This window comes from Embleya sp. NPDC059237 (assembly GCF_042754105.1).
Classification (GTDB): Bacteria; Actinomycetota; Actinomycetes; order Streptomycetales; family Streptomycetaceae; genus Embleya.
The window spans coordinates 804,381-826,694 of sequence record NZ_JBHZAE010000001.1 but is presented as its reverse complement, the minus strand read 5'-3'; the positions used below and the strand labels follow the sequence as shown (position 1 = coordinate 826,694).

17 protein-coding genes and 1 pseudogene are annotated in these 22,314 nt (G+C 73.6%); 3 read left to right on the top strand and 15 right to left on the bottom strand.

Annotation, left to right across the window (positions count from 1 at the left end):
• Window positions 1–68: 68 nt before the first annotated feature.
• From ACFXKZ_RS03670 to ACFXKZ_RS03635, 8 genes and pseudogenes are all read right to left on the bottom strand, one after another.
• Window positions 69–1,025, bottom strand: coding sequence for an SGNH/GDSL hydrolase family protein (locus tag ACFXKZ_RS03670; protein ID WP_379995974.1), 957 nt, complete (start codon window positions 1,023–1,025; stop codon window positions 69–71).
• 104 nt (window positions 1,026–1,129) lie between these two features.
• Window positions 1,130–1,987, bottom strand: coding sequence for a carbon-nitrogen hydrolase family protein (locus tag ACFXKZ_RS03665; RefSeq protein WP_379995972.1), 858 nt, complete (start codon window positions 1,985–1,987; stop codon window positions 1,130–1,132).
• Window positions 1,988–2,074: 87 nt separating this feature from the next.
• Entirely contained in the window at window positions 2,075–3,940 is a 1,866-nt protein-coding gene (locus tag ACFXKZ_RS03660) for an IucA/IucC family protein (protein ID WP_379995970.1), read from the bottom strand.
• Window positions 3,864–5,336: a lysine N(6)-hydroxylase/L-ornithine N(5)-oxygenase family protein gene (locus tag ACFXKZ_RS03655; RefSeq protein ID WP_379995968.1), complete on the bottom strand. Its 1,473-nt coding sequence runs from the start codon at window positions 5,334–5,336 to the stop codon at window positions 3,864–3,866. Before ACFXKZ_RS03655 ends, ACFXKZ_RS03660 begins: the two co-directional genes overlap by 77 nt.
• Window positions 5,333–6,001 (bottom strand): GNAT family N-acetyltransferase, encoded by a 669-nt coding sequence (locus ACFXKZ_RS03650; RefSeq protein WP_379995966.1) that lies wholly within the window; start codon window positions 5,999–6,001, stop codon window positions 5,333–5,335. Before ACFXKZ_RS03650 ends, ACFXKZ_RS03655 begins: the two co-directional genes overlap by 4 nt.
• A gap of 28 nt (window positions 6,002–6,029) precedes the next feature.
• Window positions 6,030–7,799 carry an IucA/IucC family protein gene (locus ACFXKZ_RS03645; RefSeq protein ID WP_379995964.1) on the bottom strand — a complete coding sequence of 590 codons (1,770 nt, stop codon included), beginning with the start codon at window positions 7,797–7,799 and terminating at the stop codon, window positions 6,030–6,032.
• A 172-nt stretch (window positions 7,800–7,971) separates the two neighbouring features.
• Complete coding sequence (locus tag ACFXKZ_RS03640; protein ID WP_379995961.1) at window positions 7,972–9,492, bottom strand: pyridoxal phosphate-dependent decarboxylase family protein; 1,521 nt, start codon at window positions 9,490–9,492, stop codon at window positions 7,972–7,974.
• Window positions 9,493–10,136: 644 nt separating this feature from the next.
• Window positions 10,137–11,603 (bottom strand): annotated as a pseudogene (locus tag ACFXKZ_RS03635) (diaminobutyrate--2-oxoglutarate transaminase); the annotation flags it as partial.
• 213 nt (window positions 11,604–11,816) lie between these two features.
• Here ACFXKZ_RS03635 and ACFXKZ_RS03630 point away from each other — a divergent pair.
• Entirely contained in the window at window positions 11,817–12,908 is a 1,092-nt protein-coding gene (locus ACFXKZ_RS03630; RefSeq protein ID WP_379995959.1) for a trypsin-like serine peptidase, read from the top strand.
• Between the two features lie 62 nt (window positions 12,909–12,970).
• Here the strand turns inward: ACFXKZ_RS03630 and hflX are convergent, their stop codons facing one another.
• From hflX to miaA, 6 genes are all read right to left on the bottom strand, one after another.
• The gene (gene hflX / locus ACFXKZ_RS03625) at window positions 12,971–14,476 is read right to left on the bottom strand and encodes a GTPase HflX (protein ID WP_379995956.1); all 1,506 of its coding nucleotides are present in this window, start codon (window positions 14,474–14,476) and stop codon (window positions 12,971–12,973) included.
• A gap of 140 nt (window positions 14,477–14,616) precedes the next feature.
• Window positions 14,617–15,327, bottom strand: coding sequence for a DUF4097 family beta strand repeat-containing protein (locus tag ACFXKZ_RS03620; protein WP_379995954.1), 711 nt, complete (start codon window positions 15,325–15,327; stop codon window positions 14,617–14,619).
• A 225-nt stretch (window positions 15,328–15,552) separates the two neighbouring features.
• On the bottom strand, window positions 15,553–16,296 hold the full coding sequence (locus ACFXKZ_RS03615) for a hypothetical protein (protein ID WP_379995952.1): 744 nt from the start codon (window positions 16,294–16,296) through the stop codon (window positions 15,553–15,555).
• Window positions 16,297–16,408: 112 nt separating this feature from the next.
• Entirely contained in the window at window positions 16,409–17,263 is an 855-nt protein-coding gene (dapF, locus tag ACFXKZ_RS03610) for a diaminopimelate epimerase (protein ID WP_379995949.1), read from the bottom strand.
• Window positions 17,264–17,341: 78 nt separating this feature from the next.
• Window positions 17,342–19,132, bottom strand: a complete 1,791-nt coding sequence (gene ggt, locus ACFXKZ_RS03605) for a gamma-glutamyltransferase (RefSeq protein ID WP_379997284.1) — start codon at window positions 19,130–19,132, stop codon at window positions 17,342–17,344.
• 197 nt (window positions 19,133–19,329) lie between these two features.
• Window positions 19,330–20,235 (bottom strand): tRNA (adenosine(37)-N6)-dimethylallyltransferase MiaA, encoded by a 906-nt coding sequence (gene miaA, locus ACFXKZ_RS03600; protein WP_379995947.1) that lies wholly within the window; start codon window positions 20,233–20,235, stop codon window positions 19,330–19,332.
• 181 nt (window positions 20,236–20,416) lie between these two features.
• On the opposite strand from miaA, the gene ACFXKZ_RS03595 reads away from it, so the two are divergent.
• The gene (locus ACFXKZ_RS03595; RefSeq protein ID WP_379995945.1) at window positions 20,417–20,758 is read left to right on the top strand and encodes a hypothetical protein; all 342 of its coding nucleotides are present in this window, start codon (window positions 20,417–20,419) and stop codon (window positions 20,756–20,758) included.
• A gap of 167 nt (window positions 20,759–20,925) precedes the next feature.
• Here the strand turns inward: ACFXKZ_RS03595 and ACFXKZ_RS03590 are convergent, their stop codons facing one another.
• A complete protein-coding gene (locus tag ACFXKZ_RS03590) occupies window positions 20,926–21,645 on the bottom strand; it encodes a hypothetical protein (RefSeq protein ID WP_379995942.1) in 720 nt (239 codons plus the stop codon).
• 61 nt (window positions 21,646–21,706) lie between these two features.
• Between ACFXKZ_RS03590 and ACFXKZ_RS03585 the strand changes: the two genes are divergently transcribed.
• Window positions 21,707–22,294, top strand: coding sequence for a histidine phosphatase family protein (locus tag ACFXKZ_RS03585; RefSeq protein WP_379995940.1), 588 nt, complete (start codon window positions 21,707–21,709; stop codon window positions 22,292–22,294).
• Window positions 22,295–22,314: the final 20 nt, after the last annotated feature.

Here is a 22,314-nt window from a genome sequence, read left to right as displayed (position 1 = left end):
GATGCTCCGACCGACATCCCCGACCGCGCGGCCCGCTTCGTCCGACTCCTCCCCGAAGGTTTTCCGGCTCAGCCGAGCTTGGCCAGCACCGCCTTGGCCATGGCCTCCTGGCCGAGCGCGTTGGGGTGCACGGGGCCGGCGGGCGACTCCGGCTTGACGCCCTCGACCCACTTGGTGCCGACCGGCTTGCACACGTCGTGGCCGGCCGAGCCGGTGTAGGTGTCGACGTATTCCGCGCCCTGCTTGGCCGCCTCCTTGGCGATCATGTCGTTGAGCGCGGGCACCACCTTGCGCAGGTACGGCAGGTCGCCGTCGGCGACGGGCACCTGGGTGGGGCAGCCTGGGCCGCTCTCCGGCAGGATCGTGGGGTAGCCGACGACCAGGATCCGGGCCTTGGGCGAGCGCTCCTTGATACCGGTGATGGCGGCGGCCAACTTGGGCCCGGTGTCCCCGATCCGCTTGGTCAACTCGTCGTTGCCGCCCGGGGCGTACTTGTCGGTGCACGGCTGGGTCGAGGTGGTGCTGCGGCTTTGCAGCACGCACATCGTGACGATCTCGGAGAAGCCGATGTCGTTGCCGCCCACGCCCAGGGTGACCAACGCGGTGTCCGGGCGCAGCGCGTCGAACTGCGGCGGCGGGGTGCCCTGGGTCTGCTGGCCGACCGTCAGGTCCGGGGTCCTGGCTCCCCCGCAGGTGACGTCGACGAAGCCGGCGATGTTCTTCTGCTTGGCCACCAGGTGCGCGTAGTTGCTCTCCGAGCGGCTGCAGCCGGGCGGCGCGGTGGGCACGATCACCGGTATCTTCACGCCGGCCGCGTACGAGTCGCCGAGCGCGACGTAGGTGGCGCCACTGGCGGCGGCGGGCAGTGCGCCGGCCGGTGCGGGGGCGGCCTGCGTCCCCGCGGGGGCGCCGCTCTTCGCGGCGGCGGATGCCTTGGCATCGCCGGAGTCGTCCGAGCAGGCGGACAGCGCGCCGAGCGCCGTCAGTGCGGCCAGGCCCGCGATCGCCCTGCGAGTTGTGCGCACGAGCGCTCCCCTCTCGTCGTTGCCCGACCATTACCCGTCGGTAGGTATCGGCGTTCCGGCGAGACTACGGTCTTCCGCGCCCGAATGCCGGCCTCGGCGCCGGCTCAGTCGAGCTTGATCGTCTCGCGGCGCGCGCCCGCCGCCGCACGTGCTCGCGAGGGCAGGTCCTCCAGCATGGTCAGGCACTCGCGGGCGGCGTCGATCTCGATGTCCTGGAAGGTGGCCGCGACCACGTCCACCCGTTCCCCGTCGGCCTCGATCACCACGCGCCCATCCGGTCCGTACACCCCGCTGCGTCCGCAGGCGGGGCCCAGGCCGGTGTCGCCGATGTGGTTGGCCACCACCGTGTAGCAGGTGTTCTCCAGGGCGCGGGCGGCGAAGTAGAGGTCGCGCCGGTGTTCACTGTCGCCGCGGGTGTACACCCCCGGGCACAGGTACGCGTCGCAACCGTCGTGCACGGCCGCGCGCGCGTGTTCGGGAAAGCTCACGTCGTAGGCGCTGCCCAGGCCCAGCCGCCAGCCGGCGATCTCGATCGTGCAGCCGTGGTCGCCGGGGCGGAACAGTTCGCGTTCCTCGCGCCACAGGTGTTGGCGGTCGTAGGCCACGTGCGCGTCGCCGTCGCGGCCGATCACCAGCAGCGAGATGGTCCGCCCGCCCGCGCGGCGCACCGCGGCGCCGACCACGGCGACCGTGCGGGTGGCGTAGCAGGCGGCCTGCAACTCGCCGAGCCGGGTGTCGCCGGGCACGATGTCGCACGGTTTCACGTCGGGTCGGAACAGGTCGAGGTCGTAGCCCGACAGGAACAGCTCCGGCAACACCACGACATCGGCGCCGGCCGAGGAACCGAAGCGCACGAGTTGCGCGGCCGTGGCGACATTCGCGGGGATGTCGCCCGGCCGCGCCTGGGCCTGTGCGGCGGCGACCCTCAGGGGTTGCCTCGCGTTTTCGGCGACGTCGGTCACCCGCCGCATTCTGGCATCGTGATGGGGATCACACCATCGGCAAACCGGACAGGTTGTTCGCGAGACCGGGTCGGATCGGGGCGCGTCTCACCTGCACAGCGGGTTGGGCACGGTCCCGTGCGCGCCCACGTGCGGGCGCGTGGGGCGGTCCCGGTAGCCGTCCAGGAGCAGCCGATTGCGGTTCAGGCACAGCCGGTCGATCCGGGGCGTGAGCAGGTCGAACAGCTCGAAGCGGTCCGCCAGTTCGGGGAACGCCGCCTGATGTTCCAGCACCTCCTCGCGGACCAGCGCCCAGAACCCCTCCTGGGGGATGCCCAGGTGGGCGACCGCGAGATCGGCGAGGTAGCGGTGGTGGCCGACCAGGAGCGCGGCGTGGATGAACTGGCACAGGTAGTCGGGCTTCTCCCGGAGCAGGACCGCGTCCACGTCGGCGGGCAGCGCGGCCAACTCCGGCAGCGGCCGGTCGCTGATGTTGACGTCGTCGACGAAGTCCTTGATCGCCAGCCGGACCGGGACGTCGTGCTCGTCGAAGACCACGATCGTGTTCTCCCCGTGCGGCGAGAACACCAGGCCGTAGCGGTACAGGCAGTGCAGCAGCGGCGGCAGCAGCGTGTGGAAGAGCCGGCGCAGCCACACCCGGGGGGCCAGGCCGGAGCGTTCGATCAGTTCGACGACGAACGGCCGCCCGGCCTGGTCCACGTGCAGTAGCGAGGCGAGGGTGCGGGCACGCTCGCCGGGGTCGAGGTGCGGGGCCAGCGGTTCGCGCCAGATCGCGCCGAGCAGTTCGCGGTACTGGTAGGGCACGCCGGGCAGTTCCTCGAGGACCGGATGGCGCACGGTGATCGACGCGGTCTCGCCGAGCATGATCACCCGGCATTCGTCGCGCAGGAACGGGTCCGCGTCGCGCAGGCCGTGCACCCACGCGGTGACCGCGGGCGCGGCGAGCGTGCGCTCGCTGGGCAGGCCGCGCCACACCAGCGTGTTGAGCACCGACAGCGGCAGTTTGACGGTGCGGCGGGTGGGGCGGTCCACGTTGAGGAACGTACGGACCGACTGCTGGGCCAGGTGCCGGTCCTCGGCCTCGCCCAGCGGCACGATCCGCCCGGCGGCCAACTCCGGCGCGAACAGCGTCGCGATCGCCTCGTCCCACTGCCACGGGTGCACCGGAAGCCACCGGTACTCCTCCGGCGCCGACACCCGCGCGGCCAGTGCGCGGCAAAAGCGCTCACTGGTCGCCGGGTCCAGTTCCTCGTCGTAGAGCCGCTGTTCGGCCAGGCCCGGCACCGCCCGCCACTGTGCCAGGTCCCGGTGCACCGCGATCCACGGCAGCCGCATCGGGCGGCGCGCCTCGGGCGCGTAGGCGCGCGCGTCGCTCGCCGAGAAGCCGACGCGGCCCTTGTTCGGCACGATCCACGGGTGACCGGTCTGGTGGCCCTCCAGTTCGGCGTAGCCCAGGTCGGCCAGCACGGCCGCGGCCGGCGCGCTCGCCGCGATCGCCGCGTCGGCGGCCAGCGTCGCGGTCAACTCGCGCACCAGGTGCCCGGCGGTGTCGCCGGCGAGGCCGATCACGGTGTGCGCGTCGAGCAGGAACTGGAGCATGTCCTCGGCCGGATCGGCGCCGCCCTCCCACTCGCGCACCACCGACGCCGGGTCCACGTGCCACGCGTCGTAGGCGCCGCGTCGGGCCCGGAAACGGTAGTGCACGTCGCCGGACACCCCGACGGTGTAGGTGTCGCCGTCGGCGACGGGGGCGAGCAGTTCCTCGTAGGCGAACTCGGCGATCGCCTTGGCGATCATGTCCCGGTTGACCCGCCGCCACAGCTCCGAATCCGTGGAGGGCGCCCCGTGGCGCGCGGCGGGCACCCGGGAGGCGGGCTCAGGCGCTGCGTGTCGGGCGCCCTGGTGCGGCAGTTCGGCCTCGATGGGCTCCGCTTCCGGGTTCGACTGCGACATTGCGTACCTCTGCGGGGTCGGTCGCGCTCCGTCGGTGCGGTCGGCGGGCGGGCTCGGTGTCGCCCGCGGCCAGGCCGAACGTGGTGAACGCGGTGCGGATCGGCAGTCGGTAGACCGCACCACCGCACACGGAGTTGAGGATGGTCGCGGCCCGGTGCGCGCCCAGGCCCAGATCGGGTGTGCCCACGCCGTGCGTGTGCAGCTCGGCGTTTTGCGTGTACAGGCCGCCGGTGACGTGCGCCGGCAGGGTGACCCGGTGGTCCAGGCCGATCAGCGGGCGCCCGGCGGCGTCGCGATTGATCAGGTCCCACAGCGGGTCGAGCATCGCGGGGTGCCGCTGTGCGTAGCCGGTGGCCAGCACCACCCGATCGGTGCGGACGGTGAACGCGCGGTCCTGCTCGCCGTGTCGGCAGCCCAGTTCCACCCCGTCGCCGGTGATCCGCGCGGCGGTGACCGTCACGTCGGGCATCAGCGTGGCGCGCACCCGGCCGCCGGCGATGCCGCGCTCGTACAACTCGTCGTGGATCGCGGCGATGGTGTCCGCGCTGATCGCCTTGTACAACTGCCACTGCTCGGGCAGCAGTCGGTCGCGCACCGGCTCGGGCAGGCCGTGGAAGTAGCGCGTGTAGTCGGGCGTGAAGTGCTCCAGGCCGAGTTTGGAGTATTCCATCGGGGCGAACGCGGGCGATCGGGTCAGCCAGGTCAGCCGCCGGCTGGGGCCGGTGCGCCGGCGCAGCAGGTCCAGGAACACCTCCGCGCCGGACTGGCCCGAGCCGAGCACCGTGACGTCCTCGGCGTCGGTGAGATCGGCGCGGTGGTCGAGGTAGTCGGCCGCGTGCAGCACGCTGTCCCCGAGCAGGTGCGCGAACGGCTCGGGCACCACCGGTTCGGTGCCGATGCCCAGCACCACGTGCCGCGCGTGCACCCGGTGGTGCTCGCCGCCGGCCACGTCGCGAAAGTCGATCCGGTACAGGTCGCCCTCCCAGGCGACGGAGACCACCTCGCTGCCGAAGCGGCAGGCGGGCAGTGCCTCGGCGACCCAGCGGCAGTAGTGGTCGTATTCGCGCCGGGGCACATGCAGGCGTTCGGCGAAGTAGAACGGGAACAGCCGGTCGTGCGCGCGCAGATAGGCCAGGAACGACCACGGGTTGGTCGGGTCGACCAGGGTGACCAGGTCGGCCAGGAACGGCACCTGGAGGGTAGTGCCGTCCAGGAGCAGCCCCGGATGCCAACTGAACGTGGGCGCGCGGTCCAGGAACAGCGTGCGCAGCGGCTCGACCCGGTCGGCCAGCGCCGCCAGCGCCAGGTTGAACGGCCCGATGCCGATGCCCACCAGGTCGTGCACCACCGCGCCGGGGTCGGCCGCCCGACGCGGCGCGGGCAGGAGATCGGTCACGGCCGGGCACCCGATTCCCGCGCGGTGCGTGGGCGCACCATCAGCGCGGCGGTCTTGTCCGGCAGGAGCACATCGTCCAGGCGCTGAAAGCCGGCCCGCTCGAAGGCGCGCACCGATGCCTCGTTGCGCACGTCCGGCTCGGCCACCACCCGCATCGTGTCGGGCGCGGCGCGCAGCACCAGTTCGGCGACCGCGCGCAGCAGCAGCGAGCCGATCCCGCGCCCGCGCACGCCGGCGGGCCCGATCAGCAGGTGGATGCCCACGTCGTGCGGGCGCGCGGGGTAGTGCCGGGCCAGGTCGTCCAGGTCGGCCCGGTACAGCTCCCAGTAGCTGACCGGCTCGTCGTCGAGGCAGCCCAGGTAGGCGCTGCTGTGACCGCGCACGGCCTGGCCGGCCAGGTGTCGGCGCACCACCTCCTCGTCCCCGGCCAACTCCCACCAGCGGGCGGTCACCGGGTCGTTCATCCACGCGTGCAGAAGCGGCAGATCGCGCTTGGGGTTCACCTCGTGCAGCGAGAACCGGCCGACCGGCAGGGTGAGCGCACCCCAGCGGGCCGCCTCGGTCAGCGGGCCGGTCGGCCCCGTGCGCGGCCGGCGGGTGGTCAGGCGCAGCGTCTCGGCCTCGGCGAGCGGGATCTCGGGGGACGAGAGGAATGACGGGCTCATACGGGGACGGAACCTCCTGGGGCCGGGCTCACGCGGGGGCGTCGGCGAGCGGATTGCGGATGTGCACGTAGATCGACTGGGTGGCGACCGGCCCGACGAGTTCGTCGAGGCCGTGCAGACGGGTCAGCAGGTTGGCCTTGCAGCGCGGGCGCGGATCGGTGAGCAGCGAGCGCGCGGCGCCGCTGTCCTCGGCGTGGCGGGCCAACAGGGCGCGCAGGCGGGCCAGCAGGACCCCTTCGTCGGCCAGCCCCTGGGCGCCGAACGCGCCGATCAGGCCGAGCAGGTTGTTGACCCCCAGGTAGTAGGTCAGGCGTTCGTCGGCGATCTCGTCCGGCACGATCGTGTCGCTGGCCACCCCGGCCGCGGGCAGCCGGCGAGCCAGGTCGCCCGCGCGCGAGGCGCGGAAGTAGTAGCCCTGGTTGTCCCGGTAGCGCCCGCCCGAGGGCAGCCCGTCGGCGTCGAGTAGGACCAGGGTGTTCTGCTGGTGCGCCTCCAGCGCGATGCCGGCGTGCCGGTCCAGCCACAACACCGGCTCGGCCACCACCGCCAGGTAGCGCTCGAACCACTCCTCGGCCACCGACGCCGGCGCGCGCCCGGTGCGCTCGGCGAGAGTGTGTACGTGTCCGGCCAGGCGCGAGGGGCCGATCCCGGGGCGTTCGGCGACCAGCGCGGCCAGGCACGAGACCCGGTCGCCGGCGCCGAACGGGTTGGCCCGCAGCACCAGTTCCAGGCCGGCCGCGGGCCGGTCCGGGCGCGGGAACGGCTCCGGGGGTGCCACCGAGATCCAGGCCGGGTCCCGGACGATGTCGAACGTGGGGTGCACGGCCCGCAGTTCGTGTTCCAGGCCGGAGCGCAGGATGCGGTGCACCTCGATGCCGCGCAGCAGTTCCTTGGGCAGGTTCTCCCGGCGGGAGTTGGTGATCCGCAGGCCGAGGGAGAGCTTGAGCATCACCTCGGCGTCGGGCCGGTACACCGTGCGCACCGAGGAGGTGGGGTGCCAGGGGGCGCCGGCGGGGCCCAGGTCGCGCAACCGGCCGGCGTCGAGCAGGGCACGCAGGTGCGGGCGCCGCGGCAGGTCGCGGGCCTGCCACGGGTGGGCGGGCACGAGCACGGTGCCCTCGGGGGCGCGCAACTCCCCGGCGAGGTCGGCCAGCACGTCGGCGGCCTCCCGGTCCAGCGCACTGTCCTGGCCGACCAGGTCGACGTCGGCGGCGAACCAGTGCAGCGGGAAGGATCCGCGCAACTCCGGCGACCACGCGGCATCCTCGTCGGGGTCGAGCCGGTCCCGGCTCTTGGGTGTGGGGTGCATCGGGTGGCCGAGCACCAGGGACTGCTCGGCGGCCAGGAACGGGGCGGTCCCGGGCGGGTCTTCGGGATGCGCGCGCCGGTGGGCGATGTAGCGCTCGGTGTGGGTGACCGAGTCGGCCACCCGGATCGCGGTGTCACCGCAGGCCTCGCCCGCCGCGCCGGCCCCGCTCGCGCTCGCCTCGTCGCCGAGCACCAGGGCCAGCGTGACCGCGTTCAGCGGCCCCTCGTCGTCCAGGTGCGCGGCGCCGAAGCGGTGCCAGCCCGCCGGCGACCAGTAGCGCACCACGACCGTCAGGGTCCGGCCGACCCCGGGCAGTTCGACGGTGAGCACGCCCGACTCCGGTCTCGGCAGCGCGTGTTCGCGCACCCAGCAGCGGAGCAGGCATTCGACCGTCGCCGCGTCGGCGGCGTGCCGGGGGTTCGGCGCGTCGAGGTGGTCCGTGTCGGGATCCGTCCGCACGGCGGACGGGTCGGGACCCGCGATGGTCATCGCTGCTCCGTGTGGTGTCGGTCGACCCGGGGGTCGATGCCCGTGAATCGTGAATCGTGCATCGTGCCGAAGGCGGCACTCGGGATATGGAGATTTCGACCCGTGTCGATTGTTTGGCGAGGATGGTCGCGAATATGCGAGGCGCGCGGTAACGAAGATTGTTGACGGAGCGTCAGCCCGAGGTCGCGCTTTCCGCGCGCCCCGCCTCGACCACGGCGGCGAGCAGCGCGCCGAGGTCGGCGCCGGTGGTGTCGGGGTTGAGCAGGGTGAGTTTGAGGCGGACCGCGCCGGGCCCGTCGCCCAGTTCGGTACGGCCGACCACCGCGCGCCCCTCGTGCAGCAGTCGGCGGCGCAGCGCCGCGTTGACCCGGTCCGCCTCGACCCGGTCGGCCGGGTCGTGGGGGTCGTGCCCTCGGGGGAGGTAGCGGAAGACCACGGTGGTGAGCACGGGCTCGGCGGCCAGTTCCAGGTGCGGGTCGGCCCGGATCGCCGCGGCCGCGTGTCGGGCCAGGTCGTGGCAGCGGTCCACCAACTCGCCCAGCCCGGCCCGGCCGAGCGCACGCAGGGTGACCGCGATCTTGAACACGTCGGCGCGGCGCGTGGTGCGCGGCGAGTTGCCCAACAGGCTGACGTAGCCGGCCCGTTGGTCGTCGTCGGGGTTGAGGTAGGCGGCGCGCTGGGCGAGCGGCCCGAGTAAGGCCGCGTCGCGAACCAGGAACACCCCGGCCGCGATCGGCTGCCAGCCGAGTTTGTGCAGGTCCAGGCCCACCGAGTGGGCCCCTTCGAGACCGGTGAGCAGCGGCGTGAGCCGGTCCGAGAACAACGCGCCGCCGCCGTAGGCCGCGTCCACGTGCAACCACGCGCCCGCCGCGCGCGCCACCGCGGCGATCGCCGGCAGCGGGTCGATCGCGCCCAGGTCGGTGGTGCCGGCCGTGGCCACGATCGCCGCGATCCGGTCGTTGCCCGCCCGCACCCGTCCGACCGCGGCCGCCAGCGCGTGCGGGTCCATCCGGTGGTCGGCGTCGGTGGGCACGGTGACCACCGCGTCCTCGCCCAGGCCCAGGTGGCCGGCGCAGCGGCGGATGGTGAAGTGCGCGGCCTGCGAGCACAGGATCCGTCGCCGGCCGACGCCGGGGCCGAGCGCGTCGCGGGCGAGGAGCAGTCCCATCAGGTTGGACTCGGTGCCGCCGCTGGTGATCGTGCCGCCGGCGCCGCCGGGCGGGAAGCCGACCAGGCCGGCGAGCGCGGCCACCACCTCGGCCTCCAGGGCCACCGCCGCCGGCGCCTGGTCCCACGAGTCGAGTGAGGGGTTCAGCGCGGAGGCGATCAGGTCGGCGGCCACCGCGACGGCCAGCGGCGGGCAGTGCAGATGGCCGGCGCAGCGCGGGTCGGCCGGGTCGGCGGACCCCCACGCGAGCAGCGCGGACAACTCGCGCAACGCGGCGAAGTCGCCCACCCCGATGTCCGGCAGTGTCCCGGGCCCCGGGCCCGCCGATGCCGCACCACGCGCGGCCGGCACCGGCCCCGCCGCGCCGGAGCCGAGCACCCGGGCCACCTCGACCGCGACCCCGACCGGCCCACCCGACGGCAACGGCCCACCCCGCGCACCAACCCCGGCGCCCATCGCGCCGAGCGCGACGTCCACCAGCGCCCGCAACGCGTCGGCCCCGGCCACACCCCCCGAGAGCGACACCCCGACGGGGTGCCCCACCCCCCGCCCGGCACTCACACCGACTCCGATCCGACAACCACACACCCGGCCCCCGAGGACCCGACGCTCCCACCCCCGACACCCTCGGACCCACCACCCGAGGACCCGCTCACTTCGGACCCGGCAACCCCCCACCCGACCCCCGAAAATCCGGCGCTCCCACTTCCGGCACCCTCGAACCCGCCGCTCCCGGACCCGGCCGACTCGGACTCGGACTCGGACTCGACGACCACACACCCGCCACCCGAGAATCCGCCACTCCCACCTCCGGCACCCTCGAACCCGCCGCTCCCGGACCCGCTCGCCTCGGACTCGGCAACCCCGCACCCGCCACCCGAAGATCCGACACTCGGAGCCCTGGCGCCCTCGGACCCGACACCCGGGCATCCGGCGCCCCCAACCCCGGAATCCTCGGACCCGCCACCCGGGGGCCCGGCGGTCGGGCCGCCGTTTCCGGTCCCGGTCGCCCCGTTCGCGGACGCGGGCATCGAGGCTCCGGCACTCGCGAACCCGGCCGCCCCCGGCCCGGAGCCCGCCGCTCCGGCACTCGCGGACGCGGCGCGGGCGCGCCGGGCCGTCCCGGTTCCGGCGCCACCCGGACCGGCGGCCGGGCCGCGGTATCCCACCCCGGCCGCCTCGATGGCCTCGGCCAAACGCTCGAAGACCGCGTCGGCCTGGACCTCGGTCATCGTCAGCGGCGGCAGCAACCGCACCACGCTGTCGTGCCGCCCGCCCAGCTCCACGATCAGCCCCCGAGCCAACGCCTCGCGCTGCACCGCGAGCGCCAGGCCGGGCGCCGCGGGCCGGGCCCCGAGCGCATCCGGCGCCGCGTCGGGCTCGACGATCTCCACGCCGAGCATCAGGCCCCGCCCGCGCACCTCGCCGATCGCGGGCCGCCCGGGCATCAGGCCGCGCAGCGCGCCCGCGAGTCGGGCCCCGACGCGGGCCGCGTGCTCGTGCAGGCGGTGCTCGCGCACGAAGGCGATGGTCGCGGTGCCGGCCGCCATCGCCAGCTGGTTGCCGCGGAAGGTGCCCGCGTGCGCGCCGGGCCACCAGCGGTCGAGCTCGGCCCGGTAGACCACCACGGCCAGCGGCAGGCTGCCGCCGATCGCCTTGGAGACCACCATCACGTCGGGCACCACGCCGGCGTGGTCCACTCCCCACATCGCGCCGGTGCGCCCCAGGCCGGTCTGTACCTCGTCGGCGATCAGCGGAATCCCCCGCTCGGCGGTGAGCCGGCGCAGCTCGCGCAACCACTCGTCGGGCGCCGGCAGCACCCCGCCCTCGCCCTGGACCGGTTCCACGATCATCCCGGCGGGCGTCGGCACGCCGCCGCCGGGGTCGGCGAGCAGCGTGCCCGCGTAGTGCGCGGCGATCCGCGCGCCCTCGGCCCCGCCGACGCCGAACGGGCAGCGGTAGTCCTGCGGGAACGGCAGCCGCACCGTGTCGCCCGTGCCCGCCCCGGTCGCGTCCCGGATCGCGGTGTCGCCGCTCACGGCCAGCGCCCCCGCGGTCATCCCGTGGTAGGCCCCGGTGAACGCGACCACCCCGCGCCGCCCGGTCGCGGTCCGCACCAGCTTGAGCGCCGCCTCCACCGCGTCGGTGCCGGCCGGCCCGCAGAACTGGATGCGCCCGTCGCGCGCCAACTCCGCCGGCAGCGTGGCGAACAACTCCTCGACGAACCGGTCCTTGACGGGGGTGGCCAGGTCGAGCACGTGCAGCGGCGCACCGGTGTCGAGCACGCCCCTGATCGCGGCGAGCACTACGGGGTGGTTGTGGCCCAGGGCCAGCGTGCCGGCGCCGGAGAGGCAGTCGAGGTAGCGCCGCCCGTCCGCGCCCTCCACGGTCATGCCGCGGGCCCGCACCGGCACGATCGGCAACGAGCGCGCGTAGGTGCGGGCCGAGGACTCGCGGGCGGCCTGCCGCCGCAGGATGCCCGGCGCGTCGGCGCTCGTGGTCCCCGAGCGCTGCCGGCCGATCGCCGCGCCGACCTGCCCCCCGCCATCGGAGCTCACGGCGTCGGCGGGCGGTCCGAGTGGGGTCGGGTCTGGGGCACCGGAGCGGTCGTCCGGCCTGGTCAGGGCGGCGGTCATGACTGCGGCACCTCCACGAGGGCGATCGGAAACTTAGGTAAGGCTTACCTTTGCACGACAGCGGATCGCAACGCCATCACCACAAAGAGTGACGCTCGTCGAATCGACGACTCCCTTGCTGACAACGACCGAACGGCCGCCCGATCACGGGCGGCGGTCCCTCCGATACTGTCGACCGGCACACACGGGGGGCGCACACGGGGAGGTAGGCGCTTGACGCGCGGCGTTCGCACGCTGTTCGTCACGCTGACGGTGGCGGTGTCGCTGCTGGTGACGGGCACCGTCATGGCACTGACACTGGGCGGCGTCGGCACCGACGACGGCCACGGCCGGGGGCCGGCGGCACTCGCCGATCCGGGCGATCCCGCGCACTGGACCCCGGAGCGGATGAGTCGGGCCAAACCGCGCGAGCCGCGCGGCAACGAGGAGGGCCCGGCCGTACCCCCGCCCTCGCCCGACCCTGGACGCACCGGGGCACCGACCGGCCCCGAACCGCTGCCCGACGTGCTCGCCGAGGCCAAACCACCCCCGGTACAGGCCCGCGCGGTCCCCCGCCCGTACACCGGCGAGGCCGGCACGGTCGCCGTCGGCAAACTGTTCTTCGAGGCCCCCGACGGCCCCTCCGTCTGCTCGGGCACCGTGATCGCCGACCCCAAGCGGCCCGGCCGCAGCAACCTGGTGTGGACCGCCGGCCACTGCGTACACGCCGGACGCGGCGGCACCTGGTTCAACAGCCTGCAATTCGTACCCGCGTTCAACAGCAGCGGCCAGGCCACCCTCGCCAACCTCGGCAACCCCGGCCCGGTCGCCCCCTTCGGCCAGTGGTGGGCGACCTCCGTGGCCACCTCCGACCAGTGGCGCGCCGGCGGCACCAACGCCACCTCCGCCGCCACGTCGTACGACTACGCGGTGGTCGAGGTGAAGAACCCCGACCGCAGCGGACCCAGCCTGGAGGAGGCGGTCGGCCGCGCCCTGCCCGTGTGGTTCGACGCCCCGCGCGAGCTGGCCGAGGCCGGCACCTACGGCTATCCGCAGGACGCCCCCTTCGACGGCCTGACCATGTTCGGCTGCGCCCAGGCCCCGCGCCGGATGACCGTCGACCCGAACACCCCGCCCCTGCTGCGGATCGGCTGCACCATGACCGCCGGCGCCAGCGGCGGCGGCTGGTACGCCACCGCCCCCGACGGCACGCTGTGCCTGATCGGGAACAGTGCGCTCGGCGGCGCCGGCCACACCTGGATCGCCGGCCCCTACCTGGACCAGGAGGCCCGCCGCATGCTGGACAACCTCAAGCGCAAGCGCTGACCCGGCCGGACACGACGAAGGCCCGGGTCGCGAACGCGACCCGGGCCCTCACCATTCGACGATCAGCGCGTGACCACCACGAACCGCTCCAGCTCGGCCGCGAGTTGCCGGCCCACCCGGGCATGCAGCCAGGTGCCCGACTCGCGGTGCTCGGTGCCGAGCAGCTCACCGCTCGCGTGCACCTTGGCCACCAGGTCGCCGCGCTCGTACGGCACGACCACCTCGACCTCGACGTCGGGACGCGGCAGTTCCTCGTCGATCAGCGCGAGCAGCTCGTCGATGCCCTGTCCGGTGCGGGCGGACACCACGATCGCGTGCTTCTCCCGACGGAGCAGCCGCGCCAACACCTCCGGATCGGCCGCGTCGGCCTTGTTCACCACCACGATCTCCCGCACGCGGTGTGCGTCGACCTCGGTGAACACCTCACGCACGGCCGCCAGTTGGGCCTCCGGCGTGGGGTCGGAGCCGTCCACCACGTGCAGGATCAGGTCGGCGTCGGCGACCTCCTCCAGGGTGGACCGAAACGCCTCGACCAACTGGTGCGGCAGGTGTCGCACGAAACCGACCGTGTCCGCCAGCGTGTAGCCGCGTCCGCTGGGCGTCTCCGCCCGACGCACCGTCGGATCCAGCGTGGCGAACAGCGCGTTCTCCACCAGCACGCCCGCGCCGGTCAACCGGTTCAGGATCGAGGACTTGCCGGCGTTGGTGTAACCCGCGATGGCCACCGAGGGAACCGCGTTGCGGCGGCGCTCCTGGCGCTTGGTGTCGCGGGCCTTCTTCATGTCCGCGATCTCGCGGCGCATCTTGGCCATCTTCTCCCGGATGCGCCGACGATCGGTCTCGATCTTCGTCTCACCGGGACCACGCGTGGCCATGCCACCACCGCCGCCGCCACCCATCTGGCGCGACAGCGAGGCACCCCAGCCGCGCAGGCGCGGCAACATGTATTGCATCTGCGCCAGCGAGACCTGCGCCTTGCCCTCTCGGGACTTGGCGTGCTGGGCGAAGATGTCCAGGATCAGCGCCGTGCGGTCCACGACCTTGACCTTGACGACGTCTTCCAGCTGGATGAGCTGACCGGGCGTCAGTTCACCGTCGCAGACCACGGTGTCCGCGCCGGTGGCGATCACCACGTCGCGCAGTTCGCGGGCCTTGCCGGAGCCGATGTAGGTCGCCGGGTCGGGCTTGTCGCGGCGCTGGATCAGTCCGTCCAGCACCTCCGAGCCCGCGGTCTCCGCGAGCGCGGCGAGTTCCTTGAGCGAGTATTCGGCGTCGGCGGCGGTTCCGTCGGTCCAGACCCCGACGAGGACCACCCGTTCCAGGCGAAGCTGTCGGTATTCGACCTCGGTGACGTCGGTCAGCTCGGTGGAGAGACCGACCACCCGGCGCAGCGCGCTGCGCTCGTCACGGTCGAATTGGTCGCCGTCGTAGTCGACCGGACGACCTCCGACGTCATCGCCCGGTCCGAATCCGTCGAAGGCCGCTCCGTCGTCGAAGCCGTCGGCGTCGTCGAAATGGGGAGTCGAGTCCGTGTCGTCGTGTCCGGCGCGGTGTGAGCGAGAAGTCATATCGTCCTGTTCAACGTAGTCGGCGGGCCGCTCCATTCCCCGAAGCGGCCGTCACGATGGTCCCACGAGGGTCCGGGCTCGGGCATCCGGGTTTTCGGCCGGTTCGCCCGAAGCGAACCGGGGCGCGACCCGCCGCGTTCTCACGAGGTCAGCAGTCGGGCCTGCCCGACTTCGGTGCGCACCTTGATCTTGTGCGGCGACTGGTCGTTGCGCGAGACCTTGACGTCGCTGTCGCCGATCGTGGTGGACACATCCGCCGCGTACTGCTGCCCGCCGGGCACCCGCACCGTCGCGCGACCCGCGTCGGTCTTGGCGCTGACGTCGGAGGGCGCCTTGGTGAAGGTCATGTCGATCGAGCCCGCGCTCGTCTGCGCGGTCACCTTCGCCGAGGTGATCCCCTCGCCGTCGATCTTGCCCGCGCTGGTGTGCAGGTTGAGCGTCCCGGTCACATCGCGCAGCGTCACGTTGCCCGCGTCGGTGCGGATGTCGAGCGCGGCGCCGCCGCGCGGGATGGTCACCTCGTACGCCACGAAGCAGGCCTTCTTGCTCGCGCAGTCGTAGTCCAGGACCAACTGGCCGCTGCCGTCCACGTTGTGCGTGGTCGTCGGCGCGGTCTTGTCGTAATGCTGTTTCTCGGTCACCTTGACCACGTTGACGTCGCCCTCGGTCACCTTGACGTTGCCCGCCGCGCTGTCCACCTTGAGCGACTTCACGCTCTGTGTGACGTCGTAGGACGTGGTCTTCTTCTCCGCGTCGTGGTCGGTGTCCACGTTGAACTCGCACGCGGTCAGCACCAGCGGAAGCGCGACGAGCGGGACGAGCAGGGCCAGACGACGGTTGCGGGCAGCCATAAGGGTCTCCTTGGGTCGGGGCGGGGTACGCCGCCCGAACGCACGACCACTCCCCCGCTGTCCTCTTGCCCTCCAGGCTAGGAAGCACCCCTGTTCCCCGCGTCGGTCCGGCGTCGGGTTGGCCGGCTCCTTCCCTGGCAGGAGGCGACCCCGAGGCACTCCACCTCCGGGCAGGGCCCGCCTCGGGGTTCTCCCGGACCCCGGTACCGGTACCGGTACCGCCGGTCAGTGCGCCAGCCGCGCGCCCAAGGCCGGTGCCAGCGCCGCGAATTCGGCCGACTCGGCATCGTCGAGCACGGCATACGCGGCCGCCACCAGCTCGTCCGTGGTGTCCTCCGCGGCCTGTCGGCGTGCCGTCAGCTCGTCCGTGACCTGCGGAAACGCCTCGGTGTGGCCGTAGAACTCGAGGTAGGGGCTCGCCTCGGCCACCTGTGCCTCCACCGCGGTCAGGCGATGTGCGGCCAGGGCCAGGATGTGCAGCCCGCCGCGGTGCTCGCGCAGCGTCTGGAGGTTCTGCGCGAGCAGAGCGGGCGCATCATCCGGAAGAGGTACACCGCGCCAGGCCGAGTACAGCGGGGCCAGCGCGCCCAGGTCGTTCGCCCGCACGATCGTGGTGGTGATCTCCGCCAGCCGGGCGGTCTCCGGCAGGTCGGCGAGGTGCTCGCGCCCCCAGTCGCGGGCACATTCGGCGTACAGCGCGCCGACCCGCTCGGGCGGCGCGACCTTCCTGCCGCCCTGCCACAGCGGAAGCAGCGCGTCGGCGGTGAAGTGATGGAACGCGGCGACCACCGCGGCGTCGTCGACGTCACCGAGCACCCCGCCGCGGCCGGCGACGTAGAGCGTCACGCCGTCCAGCCCCAGTTCGGCGCCGCGCGCGACGGTGTGCGGCGCGAAGAAGAACGCCGCGGCCGCCTGCACCGTCGTCTTGACCGCGCGGGTGGTCTCGCGGGCGGTGTCCATGCTGCTCATGCTCGTGTCTCCCCGGGGACGACCTTGCTTGACCGTGTCAGGCAAGACCTATCACGGCGGATCGAATAAGCGCAGGTGTTCGGACACCGGCTCCGCGACGCCCGCACCGGGGTCACAGGCGGGCGAGGTCGACCCGTCCCTCGGCGACGATCACGGCCGGGCCGGTCATCTCGATGTGCCCGTCCACCCGCTCGGTGATCACCAGGCGCCCGCCGGGCACGTCCACCGTGTAGGTGACGGGCTCGCCGGTGACCGAGGGCTCCGCGCCGTCGGCGCGCGCCGCGGCGACCATCACCGCACACGCGCCCGTGCCGCAGGACCGGGTCTCCCCCGAGCCGCGCTCGTGCACCCGCATGGCCACGTGACCCGGCGCCCGGCGCACCACGAACTCGACGTTGACCCCGTGCGGATAGGCCCCCGCGGGCGTCACGGTCGGCGCGGTGTACAGGGTGCCCGCCTGGGCCAGGTCCTCGACGAAGACCACCGCGTGCGGGTTGCCCATGTCCACGTTGGTGGCCGGCCGCACCCGCCCCTCGACGTCGACCCCGATGCCCTCGGAACCGGGCAGCCGGGCCGGGCCCATGTCCACGGTGACCGGGCCCTCGGCGGACACGGTGACCGCCTTGACCCCACCGCGCGTGGCCACCCGCAACTCGCCCGCCTCGGCCAGGCCCCGCTCGACCAGGAACCGTGCGAACACCCGCACGCCGTTGCCGCACATCTCCGCGATCGAGCCGTCGCCGTTGCGGTAGTCCATGAACCACTCGGCCTCGCCGGCCAGGTGCTCGGCGGCCGGATCCTTGGCCGCGCGCACCACCCGGAGCACCCCGTCGCCGCCGATGCCCGCCCGCCGGTCGCACAGCGCGGCGACCTGCGCGGCGGACAGGTCCAGTTCGCCGTCGGCGTCCGGCACGATGACGAAGTCGTTCTCGGTGCCGTGCCCCTTGAAGAAGTGCAAAGTGCTCACTCCGCAATCCTAGGGCGGACCACGCGCGAGCGGCCTCGGCGGAATCCGCCGAGGCCGCTCGCGCGTTTCATTGGCCCGTTATCGGTCCGGGTGCACCACGCCGGCCGCGCCGCCGCCCCGGCGGGTGGGCTCGGCCACCGCTTGGACGCGCCCGCCGGGCAGGAATTCCAGCGCCGCCGCGGCGCCGATCTCCGGGTTGGCCTTGAGCACGTGCCCGCGTTGTTCCAGCCCCGTGCGCAACCACGCCGGCACCCCCGGTTCGACCTCGGTGGCCGCGCCGTTGCGCTGCGACAGTCGCGGCGCCGCGACCGCCTGCGGCAGCGAGAGGCCACGATCGAGCCGCTCGGTCAGCACCTGGAGCACCGTGGTGATGATGGTCGCCCCACCGGGCGAGCCCACCGCGATGAACGGCCGACCGTCGCGCAGCACGATCGTCGGCGACATGCTGCTGCGCGGGCGTTTTCCCGGCGCGGGCAGGTTCGGGTCGAATACGCCCGGGGTCAGCGGCGCGAAGTTGAAGTCGGTCAATTCGTTGTTGAGCAGGAACCCGCGTCCGGGCACGGTGATCGCACTGCCGCCGGTCTGCTCGATGGTCAGCGTGTAGGAGACCACGTTGCCCCAGCGGTCGGCGGTAACCAGGTGCGTCGTGGACAACCCCTCGATCGGCTCGGTCGCCTCCGGCGTGCCGCTCGCCCGGCACGGCCGGTCGTACGGCGGCTTCGGGTCACCCGGCGGCACCGGGCTCACCGCGGCGTGGTCCGGGTCGATCAGACACGCGCGTTCCTTGGCGAAACCGTCGGCGAGCAGGCCCTTGAGCGGCACGTCCACGAACGCGGGGTCGCCCACGTAGCGGTTGCGGTCGGCGAAGGCCAGGCGCGACGCCTCCAGGTAGTGGTGCGTCGCGGCAACCTCGTCCTGCGTGCGCGGGTCGGTGGTCTCCAGGATGTTCAGCGCCTCGCCCACGGTGGAGCCGCCCGACGAGGACGGGGCCATGCCGTAGACGTCCAGGCCCCGGTAGTCGAGGTGGGTCGGCCGCTGCTCCCGGATCCGGTAGTTCGCCAGGTCGCCGTTCTCGATCAGTCCGGGCCGGAAGACCCGGTCGGCTCCCGGTGCCACCGGCGGTTGTTGCGCGGTGCGCACCACCTCGCGGCCGAGGCCGCCGCGATAGAACCAGTCGACGCCGTTGCGACCGAGTTGCTCGTACGTGCGGGCCAGGTCCGGATTGCGGAACACGCTGCCCACGACCGGCGGTTGCCCGTTCGGCAGAAACAACTGCGCGGTCGGCGTGATGTCGTCGAACCGGGACGCGTTCGCCGCGGTCTGGTCATGGAACGTCTGGTCCACCACGAACCCGCGCTCGGCCAGTTGCCGAGCCGGTTCGAGGGCGGAGCGCAGACTGGTCGTACCCCACGTGCGCAGCGCGGTGTTCCACGTCTGCGGCGTGCCGGGAACCCCCACCGAAAGCCCGGAGTTGACCCCCTGGTCGAACGGGATGGGCAACCCGGTGGCGGGGTCGAGGAACGCGTCCTCCCGCATCTTCGCGGGCGCCGTCTCCCGCCCGTCCAGGGTGCGCACGCTGCGACTGCGCGCGTCGTAGTAGACGAAGTAGCCGCCACCGCCGATCCCCGACGAGTACGGCTCGGTCACGCCCAGCGCGGCGGCCGTGGCCACGGCGGCGTCCACCGCGTTGCCGCCCCGGCGCAGCACGTCCAGGCCGATCCGGGTGGCGTCGGGATCGACGCTGGACACCGCGCCGCCCCACCCGGTGGCCACGGGTTGTTTGGCCGGCGCCTGCGCCGGCTCACCGGGCGACGCGGACGCCACTCCCGGGATGGTCATTGCGAGCCCCAGCGCCGCGACCGACGCCATGGCGCGACGAACCGAGCGAATCACGACCAGCCTCCCCCGAACAGGTTCCGGTGTGTCACGAACCCCCACCGTGCCACGCCGGCCCCACCCGCAACACCCCCAAGTCCCCGACCGGGCCAAGGTTCACCCGGTTGTGCGCACCACCGCGCACCCGGCGCGGAGCGGACCCGCATCGACCCGCCCGGTGGGCAGTACACCTAGGGAGCACTCACCTTTTCCAGGGCCGCTTCGAGCAGGTCGGCGCGGGTGTGGTCCAGCCATTCGATTCTCGGGTCGCGGCGGAACCAGGTGTCCTGGCGGCGGGCGAACCGGCGCGTGGTGCGGACCGTGTCCTCGCGGGCCTCCTCGTCGCCGCACTCGCCCGCGAGCATGCGCAGCACCTGGGCGTAGCCCAGCGCGCGGGAGGCGGTGCGGCCCTCGCGCAGCCCGACCCGCTCCAGCTCGCGCACCTCCTCGACCAGGCCCGCCGCCCACATGCGGTCCACCCGTGTGGTGATCCGCTCGTCCAGCACCGGCCGGGGAACGTCCACCCCGATCTGCACGCTGTCGTAGAGCGAGCGGTGGGTGGGCAGGGTCGCGGTGAACGGCCGCCCGGTCAGCTCGATGACCTCCAGCGCGCGTACGATCCGCCGGGCGTTGCTCGGCAGGATCACCGCGGCGGCAGGCGGATCGGCGACCGCCAGGCGCGCGTGCAGCGGCCCGGGCCCCACCCGCTCGGCCTCGGCCTCCAGGCGGGCCCGGATCTCCGGGTCGGTGCCGGGAAACTCCAGGTCGTCCAGGACGGCGCGGACGTACAGCCCCGAGCCGCCGACCAGGATCGGGGTCCGCCCGCGCGCGAGCAGGTCGTCGACCACAGCTCGCGCGTCGCGTTGGTATTCGGCCACGCTGGCGGAGCTGGTCACCTCCCACACGTCGAGCAGGTGATGCGGGACGCCGCCGCGCTCGGAGACGGTCAGCTTGGCGGTACCGATGTCCATGCCTCGGTAGAGCTGCATGGAGTCGGTATTGATCACCTCCCCGTCCAGCGCACGGGCCAAGGCGACCCCCAGATCGGACTTTCCGGCCGCAGTGGGACCGACGACGGCAATGACACGGGGACTCACCCCCCAAGTCTGCCGGATCGCCGACCGGTCGCCGCGCACGGCGGGGTACGACGGCGCCTGTCCCGGCACGCGCCGGCGTGCGCGCGCCGTCGCTCGTTGCGGTACGGCCGTGCGCGAGGTCGTGACCGGCCACGTTCGCTCTCGTTGAGCTCGGACACAGACATACGGTCAAGGAGCAAACGTGAGTGTTTTCGACTGGTTCAAGCGGCGCCCCGACACGGCGGAGACGGGCGGCTCGTGCTGCTCGGGCAACACGGCGGGCACGGACACCGCCACGCTGGTCGAGGACCGGCCCGGGACGCCGGCCGAGGGGCACGCCGCGACCGAGACCGACGAACCGGTCGCCGCCCCGACGCCCCGGACCGCCGGGGACGCGGTCGTCGCGGCGGAGGCGGCACAGACCCCGGAGGAGCCGGACACGGGTGTCGCCCACGACGCCGACGCGGAGGACGCGCCTGCCGAGACCGGCGATGGCACGCCCGAGGCGGCCGGGAAGCAACCCGCGGCGGCATCGGGCGCGTGAGTCGGACAGCGGGCGGCGGTCACCGGATCCGGTGACCGCCGCCCGTCGCGTTCACGGGGGCACGTGCATCGGGGCACGGCGGCGGCGCCACCGGCGCGGCCGACGGCCGGCCCGCGGCCTCCCACCAGTCACCCGTCAGGCGTGCCTCAGGCCTCAGGCCTCAGGCCTCAGGACCACAGCGCCACGAAATACCCCACGCCATAAGGCGCTTCGTCATACAACAGCCGCCCGCTCCGGCCTGGGCCCGTCGCCCCGGCCAACACCTGGAGCGCCGGTCGGCCCCCCACCCACAGCTCGTCGGCGAGCGCGGGGTCGAGCGCCGCCAGCGCCGCCGGGTCGGCCGCATCCAGTGCCGCCGCGAGCGCGACGTCGTACGGCTCGGCGCGCGCGTCGAGGTAGCCGGGGGCCTTCTCGGTCCGGCACGCGGACCCGTCGCCCACCACCAGGAGCGCCACCCGATCCGCTCCCGCGACCAGCTCCGCACCCCGCGTCGCACAGCGCGCCGGATCGGCGTCGGCGGCGATCACCGCGCCGGACACCGGGCTCGGGGCGGTGCCCGCGGCGATCCGGTCGGCGGCCCACGGGGAACGGCCGAGCAGCCACGCGCCGACGGCCAGCGCGGGCGGCAGTTCGTGGTCCGCGCCGCCGCCGAGGGTGACCTCCAGGTCGACCCCGTACCGCGCGAAGGAGCCGATCCCGCCGTCGCCGAGGGTCGCCTCGACGGGGCCCGCCCCCACCACCACCAACCGGTCCGGCGCGCTCGCGGCCAGCGCGGCGAGCGCCTGATCGCACGCCGCACGCAGCGCGTCCAGCTCCGCTACGGCCCCGCGGGCCAGCTCGGGCACGATCATCGGGGGGCACGGGACTACCGCGGCGGCTACGAGCATTCAGGGAGAGTACTAAGCGGCCGACGCGACGCCTCCCGGGTCGCATGATGGGATGGATCACATGCGTGAACTGATGCTGGTGCGACACGGTGAGACCGAGTGGAGCAGGTCCGGGCGGCACACGGGGCTGACCGACATCCCGCTCACCCCCGAGGGCGAGACGCAGGCGAAGGCGGTGGCCGACCTGCTCGCCGGACGCGAGTTCGGGTTGACCCTGGTGAGCCCGCTGAGCCGGGCCCGGCAGACCGCCGAACTGGCCGGGATCACCGGCGGGACCCCGGAACCCGACCTGGTCGAGTGGGACTACGGCGGCTACGAGGGCATCACCACGGATCAGATCCGCGAGCGGGTGCCCGGCTGGGTGTTGTGGCGCGACGGGGTGATCCCCGGCGACGCGGCCCACCCCGGCGAGTCGATCGCCGACGTGGGCCGGCGGGTGGACCGGGTGCTGGAGAAGGTGCGCCCGGTGCTGGCGCGCGGCGAGGACGCGGTGCTGGTCGCGCACGGCCACCTGCTCCGGGTGCTCACCGCCCGCTGGCTGGGCCTGCCGCCCGAGGACGGCCGGCTGTTCCGCCTGGAGACCGCCCGGCTGTCCACCCTCGGCTACGAGCGTGAACAGCCGGCGATGCTCGGCTGGAACGTGTCCTGACCGAGCGGCGCAAACGCGGC